The 15899-nt window shown below is 66.5% G+C and carries 10 protein-coding genes and 2 pseudogenes; 3 read left to right on the forward strand and 9 right to left on the reverse strand.

Annotated features, from left to right (window positions below; all coding sequences use genetic code 11):
- The 4 genes from B7X30_RS11465 to glnE form a co-directional block, all read right to left on the reverse strand.
- Positions 1-852: putative inorganic carbon transporter subunit DabA (locus B7X30_RS11465; protein ID WP_286730718.1), on the reverse strand; the 852-nt coding region annotated here is incomplete at its 3' end.
- Complete coding sequence (locus tag B7X30_RS11470; RefSeq protein WP_286730720.1) at positions 837-1601, reverse strand: hypothetical protein; 765 nt, start codon at positions 1599-1601, stop codon at positions 837-839. The genes B7X30_RS11470 and B7X30_RS11465, both read right to left, overlap by 16 nt.
- A gap of 10 nt (positions 1602-1611) precedes the next feature.
- The gene (locus B7X30_RS11475; protein ID WP_286730723.1) at positions 1612-3306 is read right to left on the reverse strand and encodes a proton-conducting transporter transmembrane domain-containing protein; all 1695 of its coding nucleotides are present in this window, start codon (positions 3304-3306) and stop codon (positions 1612-1614) included.
- 216 nt (positions 3307-3522) lie between these two features.
- Entirely contained in the window at positions 3523-6258 is a 2736-nt protein-coding gene (glnE, locus tag B7X30_RS11480; RefSeq protein ID WP_286730725.1) for a bifunctional [glutamate--ammonia ligase]-adenylyl-L-tyrosine phosphorylase/[glutamate--ammonia-ligase] adenylyltransferase, read from the reverse strand.
- 208 nt (positions 6259-6466) lie between these two features.
- On the opposite strand from glnE, the gene B7X30_RS11485 reads away from it, so the two are divergent.
- The 3 genes from B7X30_RS11485 to B7X30_RS11495 all read left to right on the forward strand — a co-directional run bounded on the left by B7X30_RS11485 (position 6467) and on the right by B7X30_RS11495 (position 12816).
- Positions 6467-10747, forward strand: a complete 4281-nt coding sequence (locus B7X30_RS11485) for a YhdP family phospholipid transporter (RefSeq protein WP_286730727.1) — start codon at positions 6467-6469, stop codon at positions 10745-10747.
- A 39-nt stretch (positions 10748-10786) separates the two neighbouring features.
- Positions 10787-11590 carry a carbon-nitrogen hydrolase family protein gene (locus B7X30_RS11490; protein ID WP_286730729.1) on the forward strand — a complete coding sequence of 268 codons (804 nt, stop codon included), beginning with the start codon at positions 10787-10789 and terminating at the stop codon, positions 11588-11590.
- 176 nt (positions 11591-11766) lie between these two features.
- Positions 11767-12816, forward strand: coding sequence for a type I restriction endonuclease (locus B7X30_RS11495; RefSeq protein ID WP_286730731.1), 1050 nt, complete (start codon positions 11767-11769; stop codon positions 12814-12816).
- An 86-nt stretch (positions 12817-12902) separates the two neighbouring features.
- Here the strand turns inward: B7X30_RS11495 and B7X30_RS11500 are convergent, their stop codons facing one another.
- From B7X30_RS11500 to B7X30_RS11520, 5 genes and pseudogenes are all read right to left on the reverse strand, one after another.
- Positions 12903-13109, reverse strand: coding sequence for a hypothetical protein (locus B7X30_RS11500; RefSeq protein ID WP_286730732.1), 207 nt, complete (start codon positions 13107-13109; stop codon positions 12903-12905).
- A 2-nt stretch (positions 13110-13111) separates the two neighbouring features.
- Complete coding sequence (locus tag B7X30_RS11505) at positions 13112-13426, reverse strand: plasmid mobilization protein (RefSeq protein WP_286730734.1); 315 nt, start codon at positions 13424-13426, stop codon at positions 13112-13114.
- A gap of 63 nt (positions 13427-13489) precedes the next feature.
- Positions 13490-14823: pseudogene (locus B7X30_RS11510) on the reverse strand (aminopeptidase P N-terminal domain-containing protein).
- A gap of 32 nt (positions 14824-14855) precedes the next feature.
- Positions 14856-15474: pseudogene (locus B7X30_RS11515) on the reverse strand (nucleotidyltransferase family protein).
- A 26-nt stretch (positions 15475-15500) separates the two neighbouring features.
- Positions 15501-15899 (reverse strand): phosphotransferase (locus B7X30_RS11520; protein ID WP_286730736.1); only part of this gene is annotated, 399 nt, incomplete at its 5' end.

Here is a 15899-nt window from a genome sequence, read left to right on the forward strand (position 1 = left end):
CTGCGCCCAGTAGTAATGCTTGGCCGAGGCCCGCCAGCGCACGAAGCCGGTCCAGCCGTGCAGGCGGGTGAGCTCGCGGGTGAAATAGGCCGACCAGTCCTCGGTGTCGACACCCATTTGCTCCATGACATGCACCACGGCGCTTTCGGCATCTTCGACGCGGTCGAGAATGCGCCGAACGTTCAGCCCCCGAAGAAACATGCGGGCATTGCGCCGGGTGACTTCGCTCCAGGCCGCAAACAGCCCGCGCTCGCGCCCTGGCATGCGCCAGGACGACTGGTCTTCGTCGAAAAAGTCCAGACAGCTCTTGATCACCAGTTCGTCGAGCTCGTCGGCCAGGCGGGTGCCCCACAAGGCATCGACCGCCTCGGGCAGGGTATGCGCGTGCAGACGCTGTTTCAGGGCGGGTAGTAGCGTGGCGACATCGACCGTCTGCTGGGGCGCGGTCTGCGCGTGCAGGGCCGCGTGCACATCGGCCGAGAGCGCGCCGGGAACGACAAAATCACGGTCATGCTCGGCCTGCATCATGGCATGCAGCCATTGCGGCCAGTCGATCCCCGTCACGGAGGGCAGTTGCTGCGCGCGCCGTTCGATTTCCTGGGCCAGCGTCTGCGCTTGCACCTTACCCTCACGCTGCCAGTGCTGATAGTTGCTGCGGGGCAGGAACATGCGCGCGTGAAACAACTCCGCGCCGCGGCGCACCGCCTGCTCGAACGGCAGGTGCTCCAGCCCGTACAGCGGATTGTGGTGAATGAAGGTGCGCATCGGCCAGAAATAAGGCACCGGTTCGCCCGCCACATAGGCGGTCGAGCGCACCCGCAGGCGCTTCGCCAGATTCAGTGCATCGACCATACCCAACCCCCGATCAGACCCAGAGAAATTGCCGCCAGCGCTAGCAAAACCCACACGGCGGCCATCGTTGTCGACAGATCGACTGTGCCGACTGGCTGCGGCCAGGGCTCGCCGAACAAACTGTGCTGCCACAGCAGCGAAGCCGCCCAACTCCACAAAATCCAGACTGCAAGCACGATGAACACGCTAACGGCCGACACCTGGTGCAGCACGGCCAGCAGGGCGAAAAACCCCGGGAACGGCGGCGCGGCCAGCGCCGCCACCAGCGCCACCACCAGCGCCCCGGTGAGGCGGGGGTAGATCGCACCGAGCCGCCCGCGCAGGCCCAGATAAGCGCCGCCCAGACGACGTTGCAGCGCACAGGCCAGCAGGGTGAGCACAGCAGCCGGCAGGCTCAGTGCCAGCACCACAGCGATCAAGCGCTCACCCGACATCCCGAACAGCCAGGCCAGCCAGATCAGCGCCCAGGCCGAGGTGGCCTGCAGCCGCGCCCAAACGAACAGTTCGCGCACCGACAGCAGTCGCCAGGCATAGAACAGCGCGGTGAGCGCCGCGGCCACCTGAATCACGCGGGCCAACGCACCTGTCGGCACAGGCACGCCGCCGAGCACCACCGCCCCCGCCACCGGCAGGGCAATGAGCAGCAGCGCGCGCAGCCAGTTGGGCAAGGCCTGGAGCGCAGCATTCACCGCCAGGCTGAAAGGCAGCAGCGGCAGCAGCAAAACGGCACAGATCAGCAGTTCGATCATCGCTTCCCCCTCAAACCCAGCGCAGCCAGACGTTCACCCGCTTGGACGCCGCGACCGTGGCGCGCGACATCTGGGTGTAGATGTCGGAGATGTAGAACTCGCGCGAAAACAGGGCGTAGAGATTGAGATAAATGGCGTTCCACAGCGTGCCCTGCCGCCCTTGCAGATCGAGCGATTGCGCATAAAACGTCACCAGCCAGGCGCCGACCAGCACCAGAGTGAAGAAAATGATCATCAGATCGAAAGCCAGCAGGTTGATGCCCGCCGCGGCATAGGTGGCGTCGCGCAACACCGGATCGGGATAAAGGAAGGTCTCAAACGCGTGGGCGATCAGGGTGTAGCCCACGACCACGATGAGGAAAGACAAAAAAATCAAGGTCAGCGAACGCCACGGGTTTTCGCTGGGCAGCTTGTGGATGGAGAAAAACACCTGCGCCCCCGTGACCCAGCCAAAGAACAGCAGCACGATTGCGCCCTGTTTGTGGAAGAAGTCGGCGGCCACCAGCCAGTGCGACAGCCCGAGCACCACGGCGGGCACCAGCACCGTGATCGTCGCGGCCAGCAGCCAGGGCACCTTCACCGCACGCAGCGGGCGCCGTTCGACCACGAAGGTGTAGATGTCATCGGCGGGCACGCCGTCATCGCGCCGGGTGTCGCCAATGACATTGCCCGAGCCGAGAAACAGCGTGGCCTTGAACAGACCGTGCGCAATGAGGTGATACACCGCCAGTGAAAACGCCCCCAGGCCGCACTCCATGATCATGAAGCCCATCTGGCCCATGGTGGAGTAGCCCAACGACTTCTTGATGTCGTTTTGCGTGAGCATCAGCGCCGAGCCGAGCAAGGCCGTGACCAAGCCGACGACGAAAGCCAGGTGCAACACGTCCGGCGCGTGGATCAGCAGCGGTGCGAAGCGGTTGAACAGAAAGCCGCCCGCATTGACGATGCCCGCGTGCATCAACGCCGACACGGGCGTGGGGCCGTCCATGGTGTAGGGCAGCCAGATGTGCAGCGGAAACTGGGCCGAGCGCGCAAAAGCCGCCAGAGCCACCAGCAGAGCGGCCACCGGCACCACGGCCACGCCGCCCAGTTGCAGATGCGGATCGGCGGCGACGCGCGCGAACAGCGTGGGCAGATCCCACGCCCCATAGGCTTTGACCAGCAACAACGCAGCGCCCACCAAAGGTAGGTCGCCCAGACGGTAGGTGATGAACGTCCAGAAGGCGTAGCGCCCGGTGACCTCGCGCTGGGTGTTGTGCCCCAACAGGAAATACAGCAACTGCCCCACGGCAAACCACGCCACCAGCAGCGTGATCAGATCGCCTGCGCTGACCATCAGCAGGATGGTCGCCGTCATCAGATCGAGCAGGGAGAAAAAGCGCACATAACCGGGCTCATCGGCCATGTAATTCAGCGAATACACATGCACGATCAGGCTGATGCCCGCCACCAGCACCGACATGGCCAGACTCAGCGGATCGAGCAGCAGTCCGATACTCTGCACGCCGACGAACAGCGACTGCCCCTGCGCGCTGCGCAAATGCTGCACCAAGAGCGCCAGCGCCACCAGCAGCGTGAGCGTGGTGAACCCGATGCTCCAGCGCGCCGCGCGACGTGGATGCCCCCCGGTTGACAAGGGAATCAGAGCAGCGGACAGCAGGGGCAAGGCTGGCAGGGCCAGCACGGCAACATCAATCCAGTTCATCGGCTTGGGGCTTTCGCACGGAAGTCTGCTGCAACAGATCGAAGGGGAGCGGCAGCCTGCGAAACCTTGCTCAGGCCGCCGCAATAAAAGTACCGCCCTGCATAAGCCGACGGCAGGAGTCATCCTAAGGGCGGCTTTAGGTAAGGAAAATTGATAAATTCTGTCTTTCTGTTCAGCTACCCTGAACAGAAAGACCGGGGCGCAAACCGAACTCGCCTACGCCTCGGCCGCTTGCGCCACCCGCTGCGCGCCGAACACCGCGCGGGTGAGCGCCTGCACCGCGGCGCGCTGGGCCTGCAGCGTGTCTGCGGCCACGCGGGCGGCGTCGGCCCCGGCCAGGCGTTCGCGGTGCTGGATGCGGCGGAGTTCGCGGTAGGCGTCGGCCGCGGGTCGGCCGACCCCGGCGGGCAGCAGGCCCAGCGCCTCGGCCATGCCGAGCAAGGCGATGTTGCCGAGGTCGGCGGTGAGCTGCGGGTAGTCGGCGGCGTGCGCCAGCACCAGATACTGCACGGCGAATTCGACGTCGACCATGCCGCCTGCGTCGTGCTTGACGTCGAACAGGCCGCTGGGGTTGGGATGGCCGTCGGCCACTTTCTGCCGCATGGCGAGGATTTCAGTGCGCAGCGCGTCCGCATCGCGCCGGGTGGTGAGCACGGCGGTGCGGATGGCCTCGAAGCGCGCGCCGATGGCCAGATCGCCCGCGCAGCAGCGCGCCCGGGTGAGCGCCTGATGTTCCCAGGTCCACGCGGTGTTGCTGCCGCGTCCGCGCTGGTAGGCGTCGAACGCCTCGACGCTGGTGACCAGCAGCCCGGCGTTGCCGTTGGGGCGCAGCCGGGTGTCGATCTCGAACAGACGGCCTGCGGCGGTGTGCGCGGTGAGCCACCACACCAGCTTGCGGGCGAAGGCGGCGTAGATTTCTTGCGCCCCGTCCGCGCTGTCGTCGTAGAGAAAGACGATGTCGAGATCGCTGCCGTAGCCCAGTTCCTTGCCGCCGAGTTTGCCGTAGGCGATCACGGCGAAGGCGGGCTGTTCGCGGTGGCGCTGCGGCAGTTCCTTCCAGCACCATTCCAGCGCCAGTTGCACGGTGGCGTCGGCCAGGGCGGAGAGTTCGTCGGCCACCTGCTCGACCTTGATGAGCCCGGCCAGATCGCGCGACAGGGTGCGGAACATTTCGGCGTGAAAGCCTTGCCGCAGCAAGTCCATGCCCTCGCCGGCATCCCAGCGCCCGCGCTCCGCCAGTTGCGCGTGGTGTCGCAGCAAGCCGAGCCGATAGTCCGCGGCGTTGAAGCGCTCGCTCGGTGGGGTGATGAGTTCGTCCACCACGGCGGGGTGGCGCTTGATGTAATCGGCTGCCCAGGCCGAGGTTTCGAGCACATTGCACAGCCGCGCCAGCGCGGCGGGCTGCTCGGCGAAAAACGCCAGATAGGTTTCGCGCCGCCCGATGGCTTCGAGCAGGTCGATGACGCGGGTCAGGCACACTTCGGCGGTGGCGCGCTCGGCGGCCATGCCGATCACCCGGTCGAGCACGCGCAGCAGCCGCAGCCGCCCGGTGTCGCTCAAAGCGCTGTAGCGCGGCGAGGTTTCAAGCGCCTTGAGCCGCGCGACGATGGCGTCGTGCGCCAAGCCGGCCTTGGCCAGCCGGTGCCGCACCGCGTCCATGCTTTCTGGCGGCTTGCTGCAGCCGGTGCATTGCGGACCGTTATGCAGCAGGGCGTCGAACTCGCTGGCGACGAATTCGCGCACCTTGTCGAGTTCGCGCAACAGCTTGCAGCCCTTGGGGCAGCCAGCGCGCTGGCTGGCGTCGTCATCGACGAAGCCCATCGACCAGGCCAGGGCGTGCAGGTCGGCGTCTTCAGACGGCATGCTGTGGGTCTGCGCGTCGTCGAGGTATTGAATGCGATGCTCCAGGCGGCGCAAAAAGCGGTAGCTCGACGCCAGCCGCTCGGCCGCTTCAGCCTGCAGCAGGTCGTGGGCGACGAGCAGTTGCAGTGCGGGCAGGGTGGCGCTTTCGCGAATCTGCGGCATGCGTCCACCGCGCACCACCTGCAGCAATTGCACGGTGAATTCGATTTCGCGAATACCGCCCCGGCCCAGCTTGACATCGTTGGCTTTGTCGGGCCGGGCGGCGGCGCGTTTGGTGGCCTCGGCACGAATCTGCCGATGCAGCGCGCGCAGGGCTTCGAGCATGCCGAAGTCGAGATAGCGTCGCCAGACGAAGGGCTCGACCACCGCCGCCAGCCCCTGCGCGGCGCGCTGTGCCTGGGGCGTGTCGAGCGGCGAAACCACGCGCGACTTGAGCCAGGCAAACCGCTCCCACTCGCGCCCCTGCACCAGAAAATATTCTTCGAGCATGGCCAGGCTGACCACTGGCGGGCCGCTATCGCCGTTGGGCCGCAGCCGGGTATCGACGCGGAACACGAAGCCGTCGCCCGTCACGTCCGACAGCAAGGGCACGAAGGCGCGCACCACGCGGCCGAAGTATTCGCGGTTGCTCAAAGGCACGGCGCCATCGGTCTGGCCGTCTTCGTCGTACACGAACACCAGATCGATGTCGGACGACACATTGAGCTCGCGCCCGCCCAGCTTGCCCATGCCGACCACGAGAAACTGCGCCGCCTCGCCGGTCTCGGTGCGCGGCGCGCCAAAACGCGGCTGCAGCTCGGCATGCGCCGCGCGCAACCCGGCCGCCACCACGCTTTCCGCCAGATCGCTGATACCGATGCAGATGGCTTCCAGCGGCGCGCCCGCCAGATCGGATTCGATCAGTCGCAGCATCAGCGCATTGCGCACCCGTCGCAATACCGTAGGGAGCGGCGCGCCGGCTTGGTGCAAGGTGGCAATGGCGGCGTCGATCTCGCCCCGCGCGGGAATGCCCTGCGGCCAGCAGGCCAGCACCTCGTCGAACCGGCCGACATGACGACGATAAAAACGTGAAAACTGCGACAACTCCATTGGGGCCATCCTGCAACTGCGATGAGGGCGGAGCATAGGCCAGCGCAGACAAGGCTGCACCGGGCCTCGCCAGTGTCTGACGCCCCAGCGCAGGAATCGAAGACGCGGCGCAAATCCCGGTCATTCCGGCAGGGAGCGCCATGGCGTTTGACTACCATCGATTCCGACGTTTCGCTCCTACTTCGCTTTTTCTCCCAGCGCATCCGCCTTGTCTCTGCTCCATCTTTCGCTGCGCGCCGCCACCCGCATCTTTGAGGCGGCTGTTCTGCTCGTGCTCACGGTGTATTTCGTGCTCGGCGCGGGCTTGCTGACCTTGCGCTACGCCGTGCTGCCGAATGCGCAACAGTTCCGTCCCTGGGTCGAGCAGGTCAGCAGCCAGGCGCTGGGGCTGCCGGTGCATATCGGCGCGATCCAGACGCAATGGCACGGGCTGATGCCGCAGTTCGCCCTGCGCGATGTGCGCATCGACGGCCCGCAGGGTCAGCCCGCGCTGCAGTTCGCTGCCGTTGAAGCCACGCCCTCGTGGAAAAGCCTGACCCGCCTCACGCCCACCTTCGATCAACTGGTGATTCGCGGCGCCAACCTCACCGTGACCCGGCCCGACGCCAACCATCTGGAGATCGGCGGCATCCGTATCGCGTTGAACAGCAGCGGCCAAAGCGACGCCGCGCAGCAGTTCGCCGACTGGCTGTTCGGGCAAGACGAAATCCTGATTCTCGATAGCAGTCTTACCTGGGAAAACGCCGCGCAGCACGCCCCGCCGCTGCCGCTCACCCAGGTCAACCTGCTGTTGCGCAACACCCTGCTCACCCACCGCGCCGCGCTCACCGCCACGCCGCCGACCGGCTTTGGCGGCCCCATCGATCTGCGCGCCAGCTTCCGCCAACCGTTCTTTCTGCGCCATACCGCCGATTTTTCGCGCTGGAAGGGCACGCTGTATGGCGAGGTGCCCGATGTCGATCTCGCCGCGCTGCAGCCCCAGTTGCCGCTGACCCTGCCCGCCACCACGCAGACCGGACGCGGCTCCGTGCGCGCCTGGGCGCAGCTCGACGACGGCGCCCCCACCGCCTTCACCGCCGATCTGGCGCTGCGCGGCGTCACCCTGCAGCTCGCCCCCAGCAAGACCCCCGGCCCCTTGCCGCCCGCCTTGCCTGCCTCATTACCCCCCTTCGCGCTCGACACCCTGTCCACCCGCATGACCTGGGCGCCGCTGCCCGGTGGCGAAAACGCCAGTCTGCAGAACTTGCAGTTCCGCACCGCGCAGGGCCAAAGCCTGGCGCCCGTCACCATCGACTGGCAATGGCAGCAGCCCAAGGGCGGCGCCACGCAGGCGCGGCTGCAGACCGGCGCGCTCGACCTGGGCACGCTCTCGGCCCTGGCACAGCGCCTGCCGCTGCCCGCGCTGTGGCACGCGCGGCTGGCCGCCCTGCAGCCGCAGGGCCGGGTCGCCGCGTTCACCGCGCAGGCGAGCTGGCCCAAGGGCGTGGCGCCCACCGGCCTGCCGCCGAGCTATCAACTGCAAACCCAGTTTGCCGACCTGCGCTGGAACAGCCCGGCAGGCAGCGGAGAGCTCACGCCCCCGGCCAACCCCCGCCCGCTGATCGACCGGGGCAAGGCGGCCGCAAAGGCGCTGCAACTCCCGGCTGATCTGCCCGGCGTCAGCGGACTCTCAGGCACGCTCACCGCGACGCAGCAAGGCGGCAAAGCGCAAATCCAGCTCAGCCGCGGCGGCACGCTCGATCTGCCGCTCATCTACGCCCCGGCCCGGCTGGGCTTCGACACCCTGCGCGCCGACCTCGACTGGAAGCGCGACAAAACCGGGCAGTGGCTGGTCAACGCCCAGCGCTTGGATTTCGCCAACGCCGATGCTGCGGGCCAGGCCACGCTGAGCTGGCGCGGCGCGGCCAAAGGCATGGGCAGTATCGACCTGCAGGGGCAGCTCAGCCGCGCCGACGCCCGCGCGGTGTGGCGCTATCTGCCCATCGACATTCCCCTGCACACCCGCGACTACCTGCGCAGCGCCATCGCCGCGGGTAGGGCGCAGAACGTGGAGTTTGCGGTCAAGGGCCCGCTCGAAGACTTCCCCTTCGACGTCCCGGCCAAGGATGGCTCGTTTAGCGGCACCTTCGAGGTGAGCGCGCAGATCGAGGATGGCGTGCTCAACTACGCGCCGCGCAGCCTGTTGCCGCCGGGGCAGACCGCCAGCGCCGCTACGGTGCACGCCAACGCGCAGTGGCCGGAACTCACCCAGGTCAACGGCCTGCTGCGCATCACCTCGCACAGCCTCGACGTGCGCAACGCCTCGGCCCAGGCGTATGGCGCGCGGCTCAGCGCGGTCAATGGCAGCCTGCCCAGTTTCAACCGTGGCGTGCTGAGCATCAGCGGCAAGGCGCAGGCACCCGCCAGCGATGCGCTGCGCTACCTGCTCGACAGCCCGATCAACCGGCAACTCGGCGGCGTGTTCGACCACGTCCAGGCGCAAGGGCCGATGGCGCTGGACATCGCCCTCAAGCTACCGCTCGGCGATATGGAGGCCGCCACCGTCAAGGGGCAGGCCACGCTGCAAGGCGTGGACGTGCTGTGGAGCCGCGATCTGCCCCGCTTCAACCAGGTGCGCGGCACGGTCGATTTCACCCACGACGGCTTCCGTGTGGCGCTCAAAGCCCCGGATGTGCTGGGCGGCGCGGTGCAACTCAGCGGCGGCCAGCAACCGGGCGAGCCGCTGCAGTTGCTCGCCAGCGGCGGCTTCAGCAGCGCCGGGCTGCGCGCCGCCCAGCCGCAGTGGATGCAGACGCTGGGCAAAGTGTTGCAGGGCCAGTCCACCTATACCCTGCGCATCACCCAGCCCCGTCGCAGCGCCAGCCCGTCCGGAGCCGCGCTGCCCAGCAGCCCCGCGGAGCCCACGCTGGAACTGCGCAGCAATCTGGCGGGGGTCGCCATCAACCTGCCGCCGCCGCTGGGCAAGCCTGCGGATGCGCCCGAGTCGCTGCTCTACACCCGCACCCCGCTGCCCGCCGCCTCGAATGGCGCCCGCCGCAATATGGTGCAGATCGACCTGGGCGGCATCGCCCGCGCCCGCTACGCGCTGGAAGATCCGCTGCCCGCGGCAGCGGGCTCCAGCGCGTCGGCAGAAGATTTTCGCGTGCTCAGCGGCGCACTGGCCATCGGCCCGCAGGCCGCGTTGCCGCAACCCAGCTCCGGCGTGCAGGCCAATGTGCAACTGCCGCTGCTCGATCTCGATGCCTGGGAAGCCGCAATCAAACCCCTGCTGCCCGACACCTCGGCGCAGACCCCCGTGGTGTTTCGCGCGAACAGTGACCGCGGGCTGATCGGGCTGCTGCCCACCACCGCGGCGCTGGACATCGGCCGCCTCACGCTGATGCACCGCGTGATCAATCAGGTCGTGATCGGCGGCAACCGCAGCGGCGATCTGCTGCAGGCCAATGTGAACTCGCGCCAGATGTCGGGTTATATCGGCTGGCAGATCGGCAGCGGCAGCAACCCCGGCACCCTGAGCGCCCGGCTGGCGCGGCTGGAACTCCCCAAGTCGAGCGACTCCGACGTGGAAAACCTGCTCGACGAACAACCCAAGAGCATTCCCGCGCTGGACATCGTGGCCGACAACGTCGATCTGCACGGCCATCACTTCACCCGTCTCGAAGTACAGGCCGTCAACCGCGGCCGGGTCGATGACAGCAAGGTGTGGCAGCTCACCCACTTCCAGCTCTCCGCGCCCGGCGGCGTGCTCAGCGGCAGCGGCGCCTGGTCCAGCGTGGGTACGCAACTCACCGCGCCCGGCAGCGCCGATTCCGCCTCGCCCGCACGGCGCACGACCATGCAGTTCAAGCTCGACATCCTTGACGCCGGCAGCCTGCTCGCCACCCTGGGCAAACCGGGCCTGCTCAAAGGCGGCAAGGGCGACATCAGCGGCAACCTGGCCTGGCTGGGCTCGCCGCTGAGTCTGGACTTTCCCAGCTTGGACGGGCAGTTCAATCTGCAGCTCGGGCAGGGCCAATTTCTCAAGGCCGACCCCGGCATCGCCAAGCTGCTGGGCGTGCTCAGTCTGCAAAGCCTGCCGCGCCGCTTCACCCTCGATTTCCGCGACCTGTTCTCGTCCGGCTTCGCCTTCGACAAGGTCGACGCCGACGTGAACGTGGCCAGTGGCATCGCCACCACCCGCGACTTCCGCATGAGCGGTGTGGCCGCTTCGGTGCGCATCGAAGGCAGCACCAACCTGGCCGCCGAAACGCAGAATCTGCGCGTGGTCGTCGTGCCCAACATCAACGCCGGCGCGGCCTCGCTGGCCTATGCCCTGATCAACCCCGTCATCGGTCTGGGCACTTTCCTGGCGCAATACATCGCCCGCGAACCCCTGGCGCGCGCCTTCACCCATGTGTACGACATCACCGGCACATGGCTCACCCCCATCGTCACCGAAGCCTCGCTGAACGCCCCCAAACCCGCAGACGCCGCACCCGCCACGCCCTGACGTAAGCTGGGGCCATCCACCGCTTCACTGCATGCCGCCATGAAAATCGCCGCTCTTCAAATGGTTTCCGGCACCTCCGTCGCCGCCAATCTGCAACGCGCCCAAAGCCTGCTCGAACAGGCCGCGGCCCAAGGCGCGCGGCTGGCCGTGCTGCCCGAATATTTCTGCCTCATGGGCCAGACCGACGCCGACAAAGTGCGCGTGCGCGAAAAACCCGGCAGCGGCCCGATTCAAGACTTTCTTGCCAGCACCGCCCGCCGCCTCGGCCTGTGGGTCGTCGGCGGCACCCTGCCACTGGAAAGCCCCGACCCCAACCGCGTACTCAACTCCACCCTGGTGTTCAACCCCGCGGGCGAACTGGCCGCGCGCTACGACAAAATGCACCTGTTCGCCTTCCAGCGTGGCACAGAGCGCTACGCCGAAGCCGACAGCATCACCCCCGGCGCCCAGCCCGTCGCGTTCGACTGCGAAGGCTGGCGCATGGGACTCGCCATCTGCTACGACCTGCGCTTTCCCGAGCTGTTCCGGGCGCTGTCGCAGCCCGCCGCGTGCGATGCCTACCTGCTGCCCGCCGCATTCACCCACACCACCGGCGAAAAGCATTGGGAAGTGCTGCTGCGCGCCCGCGCCATCGAAAACCTCGCTTACGTCGTCGGCTGCGCGCAGGGCGGCGTGCACCAAAACGGCCGCCGCACCTGGGGCCACAGCATGGTCATCGACCCTTGGGGCGACGTGCTGGCGATGCAGGCTGAAGGCGAGGCCGTGGTCACCGCCACCCTGGATCGCGACCGCATCGCCAGACACCGCGAAAGCCTGCCCGCTCTGGAGCATCGGGTGGTGTGATTTCGGGGGGGGGTGTAGGCGGCGGTGATCGCTATTTTCTACGCGCCCATTTTTTTCCCGGCCCGCTACTCCACTAGTGATACAAATACACACTTAGACAACCTGCAGGGGGACTATCAGTGGACTTCATCGATCACCTTCGCGTTCTATCAACGCGCATCGCGAATACAAAGAACATGATCCAAACCGAGGAGGCGACAAAGAACGGCATGATCATGCCGTTCATCCAGGCACTCGGTTACAACGTTTTTGATCCTCTTGAAGTGACTCCAGAACTCGTCGCAGACGTTGGCACAAAAAAAGGTGAGAAGGTCGACTATGCCATCCTGCGTGACGGAAAACCCATCATTCTGTTCGAGTGCAAGAAGGCGGGCGCAGACCTACACATCAATCACGCAAGCCAGTTGTTTCGCTACTTTCACGTTACTGATGCCAGATTCGGAGTTTTGACGAACGGCTTGACCTACAGGTTCTTCACAGACCTGGAGCAGCCGAACAAGATGGACGAGAAACCATTTTTCGAGTTCAACATTCTCGACTTTAAGGACCGGGATGTTGAAGAACTCAAGAAATTTGCCAAGGTCGCCTTTGATCTCGACACGATTCTCAATACGGCGAACGATCTTAAATACACCCGCGCGATCCAGACGCTTCTGGCCGAATGGATGGTCAGCCCCTCGGAGGAATTCGTTCGCCTCGCGTCGGCTGATCTTTTGGGAAACAAGCGCTTTACACCCGCTGTAAAAGATCAGTTCACCCTCATCACCAAGCGCGCTTTCGAGCAACTGATCGGAGAGCGCATCAACGATCGCCTCAAAGGCGCAATGTCCCCAGAGTCGATCACGGTCGCTGACCCAACAATTTCACCCGCCCCATCTGCTACCGCTCTAGAGGCCAGCCCAGTTGTCGAGGCGCAGAACGTCACTACCGCTGAAGAAGTCGAAGGGTTTCACACGGTACGAGCCATCCTGCGCGGAGTCGTCGCGCCAAAGAGAGTCGCCATGCGCGACGCCCAAAGCTACTGCGCAATTTTGTTAGACGACAACAACCGAAAACCCCTCTGCCGCCTTCGTTTCAACAATGCTGAAAAGCTTCGCATTGGCCTTTTCAACAACAGGAAAGAAGAAGAGCTGTTCCCGCTCGAAAGCGTGGACAACATTTACGACTATGCCGAACAGTTGAAAGACACGGCTTCCTCTTACCTCATAGGGCAAGATAAAGAGTAAGCACGATCAACAAGTAGGTCGCCGCATCGGGAAAGCCGATGCGTAGCCGCGGATGGTTCAATAGGCCGCGACGCGAAACTCGCCGCTCACTCTCTGGACTTGTTTTCGATGCGCCGCGGGCTGTTGCGCGTGGAAAGGGCGATTTCGAGGGCGGTTTCGAGGCGGATGACGCGCTCGGTGAGTTGCTCAATTTTCTGCTGCTGGGTGACCACGGTGGAGGCGAGGTGCTCGACCTTGTCGTTCATCTTGATCACGGTGGTGAGCGCCGTCCAGAGTTTTTCGGTCACGCCCATGATCAGGCTCCGGCGGTGCGGCGTTTGCGCGCGGCGGGGGCTGGGGCGTGCTGCTGCTCCATCGCGCTGATGCGGCGCTCGGAGGCGGCCACGGCTTCGAGGGCGGCGTCGAGAGCACGTTCGGCCTGAGTGGCGCTGCGGATGATCTGCTCGGCAATGGCGTCGAACTGACGGGCGTCGTGCGCGGGGTCGTAGGCGGCGGCGGCGCGGCGCAGGTATTCGGCCATCGACATGCCCGCAGCCTCGGCCTCGCGGGCGATGCGGGCTTTCTCTTGCGCGGTCACGAGGATGGGGATGCGTTCGGTCACGATGGCCATGTCGGTTCTCCTGCAGCGCTGCCGGGGCAGCTCGAACGCATCATAGGCCGCTTGCGGGGCCGCTCAACCCCGCATCACGGCCTCGATGTCGGCCACGGTTTTGGGGGCGGCGGCGGTGAGCACCTCGCAGGGCTGGCCGCCGGCGCGCACGGCGATATCGTCTTCGATGCGGATGCCGATGCCGTGAAATTCGGCGGGCAAGTCGTCGGCCGGCCGTCAGGCTGGATTTCGATCGCTTGCCCCGGCTCGGCGTAGTCGCCGCAGTCGTGCACGTCCATGCCCATCCAGTGGCTGGTGCGGTGCATGTAGAAGCGCTTGTAGGCGCCAGTGGCGATGACGGCGTCCACATCGGGCGCGGCGTTGCGCGCAATCAGGCCATGATCGAGCAGACCCTGCGCCAGAATGCGCAAGGCGGCGGCGTGCGGGTCGGTGAAGCGGGCGCCTTCGACGCTGGCCTCAATCGCGGCCGATTGCGCGGCGAGCACCACCTCGTACAGCGCGCGCTGCGCCCCGGTGAAGCGACCGTCGGCGGGGAAGGTGCGGGTGATATCGCTGGCGTAGCCGTCGAGCTCGCAGGCGGCGTCGATCAGTACCAGGTCGCCCGCGCGCACCGGGGCGTCGCTGGCGCGGTAGTGCAGCACGCAGGCATTGGCGCCCGCGGCGACGATGGAGCCATAGGCCGGGGCTTGCGATCCGCCCTGACGAAAGGTGTGGAGCAGTTCGGCTTCGAGGTGATATTCGCGCAGCCCTTGCGACGGCGGTTGCAACAGGCCGCGGCGGCTGGCCTGCATGGCGCGAATGTGACCTTGCGCGGAGATGGTTGAGGCGCGGCGGATCACGTCCAGTTCATACGGATCTTTGAACAGCCGCATGTCGTCGAGGATGGCGCACAGATCGTGCTGGGTGCGCGGCGCGGTCACCCCGGCGCGGGCCTGGGCGCGCACGGCCGCCAGCCAGCGTTCCACTTGGGTCTCCAGCCCCGCGTGCACGGCGAAGGGCCACCACACCGCGGGCTGGTCGGCGAGCAGCTTGGGCAGCTCGGCCTCGAGGCTGTTGATGGACAGGGCCGCGTCGAAGCCGAAGGCCTCGCGCGCGGCGTCTGGGCCCCAACGGAAGCCGTCCCAGATTTCGCGCTCCACGTCTTTGTCGCGGCAGAACAGCACGCTGCGGCTGCTGCCCGAAGCGGTCACCTGCAGCGCCAGCAGGCTGTGCGGTTCGGTGAAACCGGTGAGGTAGTAGAAATAACTGTCGTGGCGGTAGGGGTAGTCGGCGTCGCGGTTGCGCAGGGCCTCGGGTGCGGTGGGCAGCAAGGCAACACCGCCGCCAGCGGCGGCGAGCTGGCGCACCACTTCAGCGCGGCGGGTGGCGCAGCGGACGAGCAGATTGGAATCGGGCATGAGCGTGTTCGAAAAAGGCAATGGATGCAAGCCTAGCCTGCGCCGCGCAATTGCGCATCCAGCTCGGCCAATTGTTCGGGCGTGCCGACGTTGTGCCAGGGGCCGCTGAACACTTCGCCGCTCACCCGCCCGGCATCGGCCGCGCCATAAAGCCAGGGAAACAGTTTCCAGGCTTGCGCCCGGGGCTGCCCGGCGAACAGCGCGGGGTGGAACACGCCGATATTGCCGTAGTTGAGCCGCACCCCCTCGCGCCGGATGCGGCCCTGCGCGTCCAGCGCCATGTCGCCGTCGCGGTTGTGTTCGGGGTTGGGGGTGAGCACGAGATGCGCCGCGGTGTGCTGCGGATCGGCGGCGATGGTGTCGGCCACCGAGCAGGGGCAGGGCGGTGGCGATGCCGCCGCCGGTCTCATAAGCCTGCGCGGGCTCGGGCGAGTAGCGCAGGCACACGCCCCAGGCGCTGCCGTCGCCCAGCGCAGCGGGAATCTGCGCCCCCAGCCAGCCGGTGTTGATGACGAGGTCGCGCCAGCCGCCCGCGGCCAAGCGTTCGATCTGCCAGACGATCAGCGGCCTGCCCCCCACGGCCAGCAGGGGCTTGGGGCAAGCGTCGGTGAGGGGCCGCATGCGCTGCCCGCGTCCGGCGGCAAGAATCATGGCGCGCTTGGGCAGACTGTTCACGTTCAGAAGGTGTAGCCCACCAGCGGGCTGCGCCGCTCGATCTGGTCGAGCAATTGCAGCAAGGGCTTGAAGGCGCCGTAGCGCGCCGCCACCAGCCGGGCGTGTTGCAGCACCACCGGCAGGTCGCCGAGGTACTGCGCCTTGCCGTCGCGGTGATACAGCCGGGCGAAGATGCCCAGCACCTTGAGCGCGCGCTGCAGGCCCATCCAGTCGAGGTCGCGATAGAAGTCGGCCGCGTCGGCCGCCACCGGCAGCCCCGCTTTGCGAGCGCGCTCCCAGTAACGGATGGCCCAGTCGAGCTGCTGCTCTTCGGGCCAGGCGATATAGGCGTCGCGCAGCAGCGAGACCAGGTCGTAGGTGATGGGGCCGATCACCGCGTCCTGAAAGTCGAGCACGCCGGG

This window comes from Thiomonas sp. 13-64-67 (genome assembly GCF_002282795.1).
Lineage (GTDB): Bacteria > Pseudomonadota > Gammaproteobacteria > Burkholderiales > Burkholderiaceae_C > Thiomonas > Thiomonas arsenitoxydans.

Excerpts from the sequence above, each read along its gene's own strand:
- B7X30_RS11470 (WP_286730720.1), bottom strand. The coding sequence starts at position 1,601 with ATGATCGAACTGCTGATCTGTGCCGTTTTGCTGCTGCCGCTGCTGCCT.
- B7X30_RS11475 (WP_286730723.1), bottom strand. The coding sequence starts at position 3,306 with ATGAACTGGATTGATGTTGCCGTGCTGGCCCTGCCAGCCTTGCCCCTG.
- glnE (WP_286730725.1), bottom strand. The coding sequence starts at position 6,258 with ATGGAGTTGTCGCAGTTTTCACGTTTTTATCGTCGTCATGTCGGCCGG.
- B7X30_RS11490 (WP_286730729.1), top strand. The coding sequence starts at position 10,787 with ATGAAAATCGCCGCTCTTCAAATGGTTTCCGGCACCTCCGTCGCCGCC.
- B7X30_RS11495 (WP_286730731.1), top strand. The coding sequence starts at position 11,767 with ATGATCCAAACCGAGGAGGCGACAAAGAACGGCATGATCATGCCGTTC.
- B7X30_RS11500 (WP_286730732.1), bottom strand. The coding sequence starts at position 13,109 with ATGGGCGTGACCGAAAAACTCTGGACGGCGCTCACCACCGTGATCAAG.
- B7X30_RS11505 (WP_286730734.1), bottom strand. The coding sequence starts at position 13,426 with ATGGCCATCGTGACCGAACGCATCCCCATCCTCGTGACCGCGCAAGAG.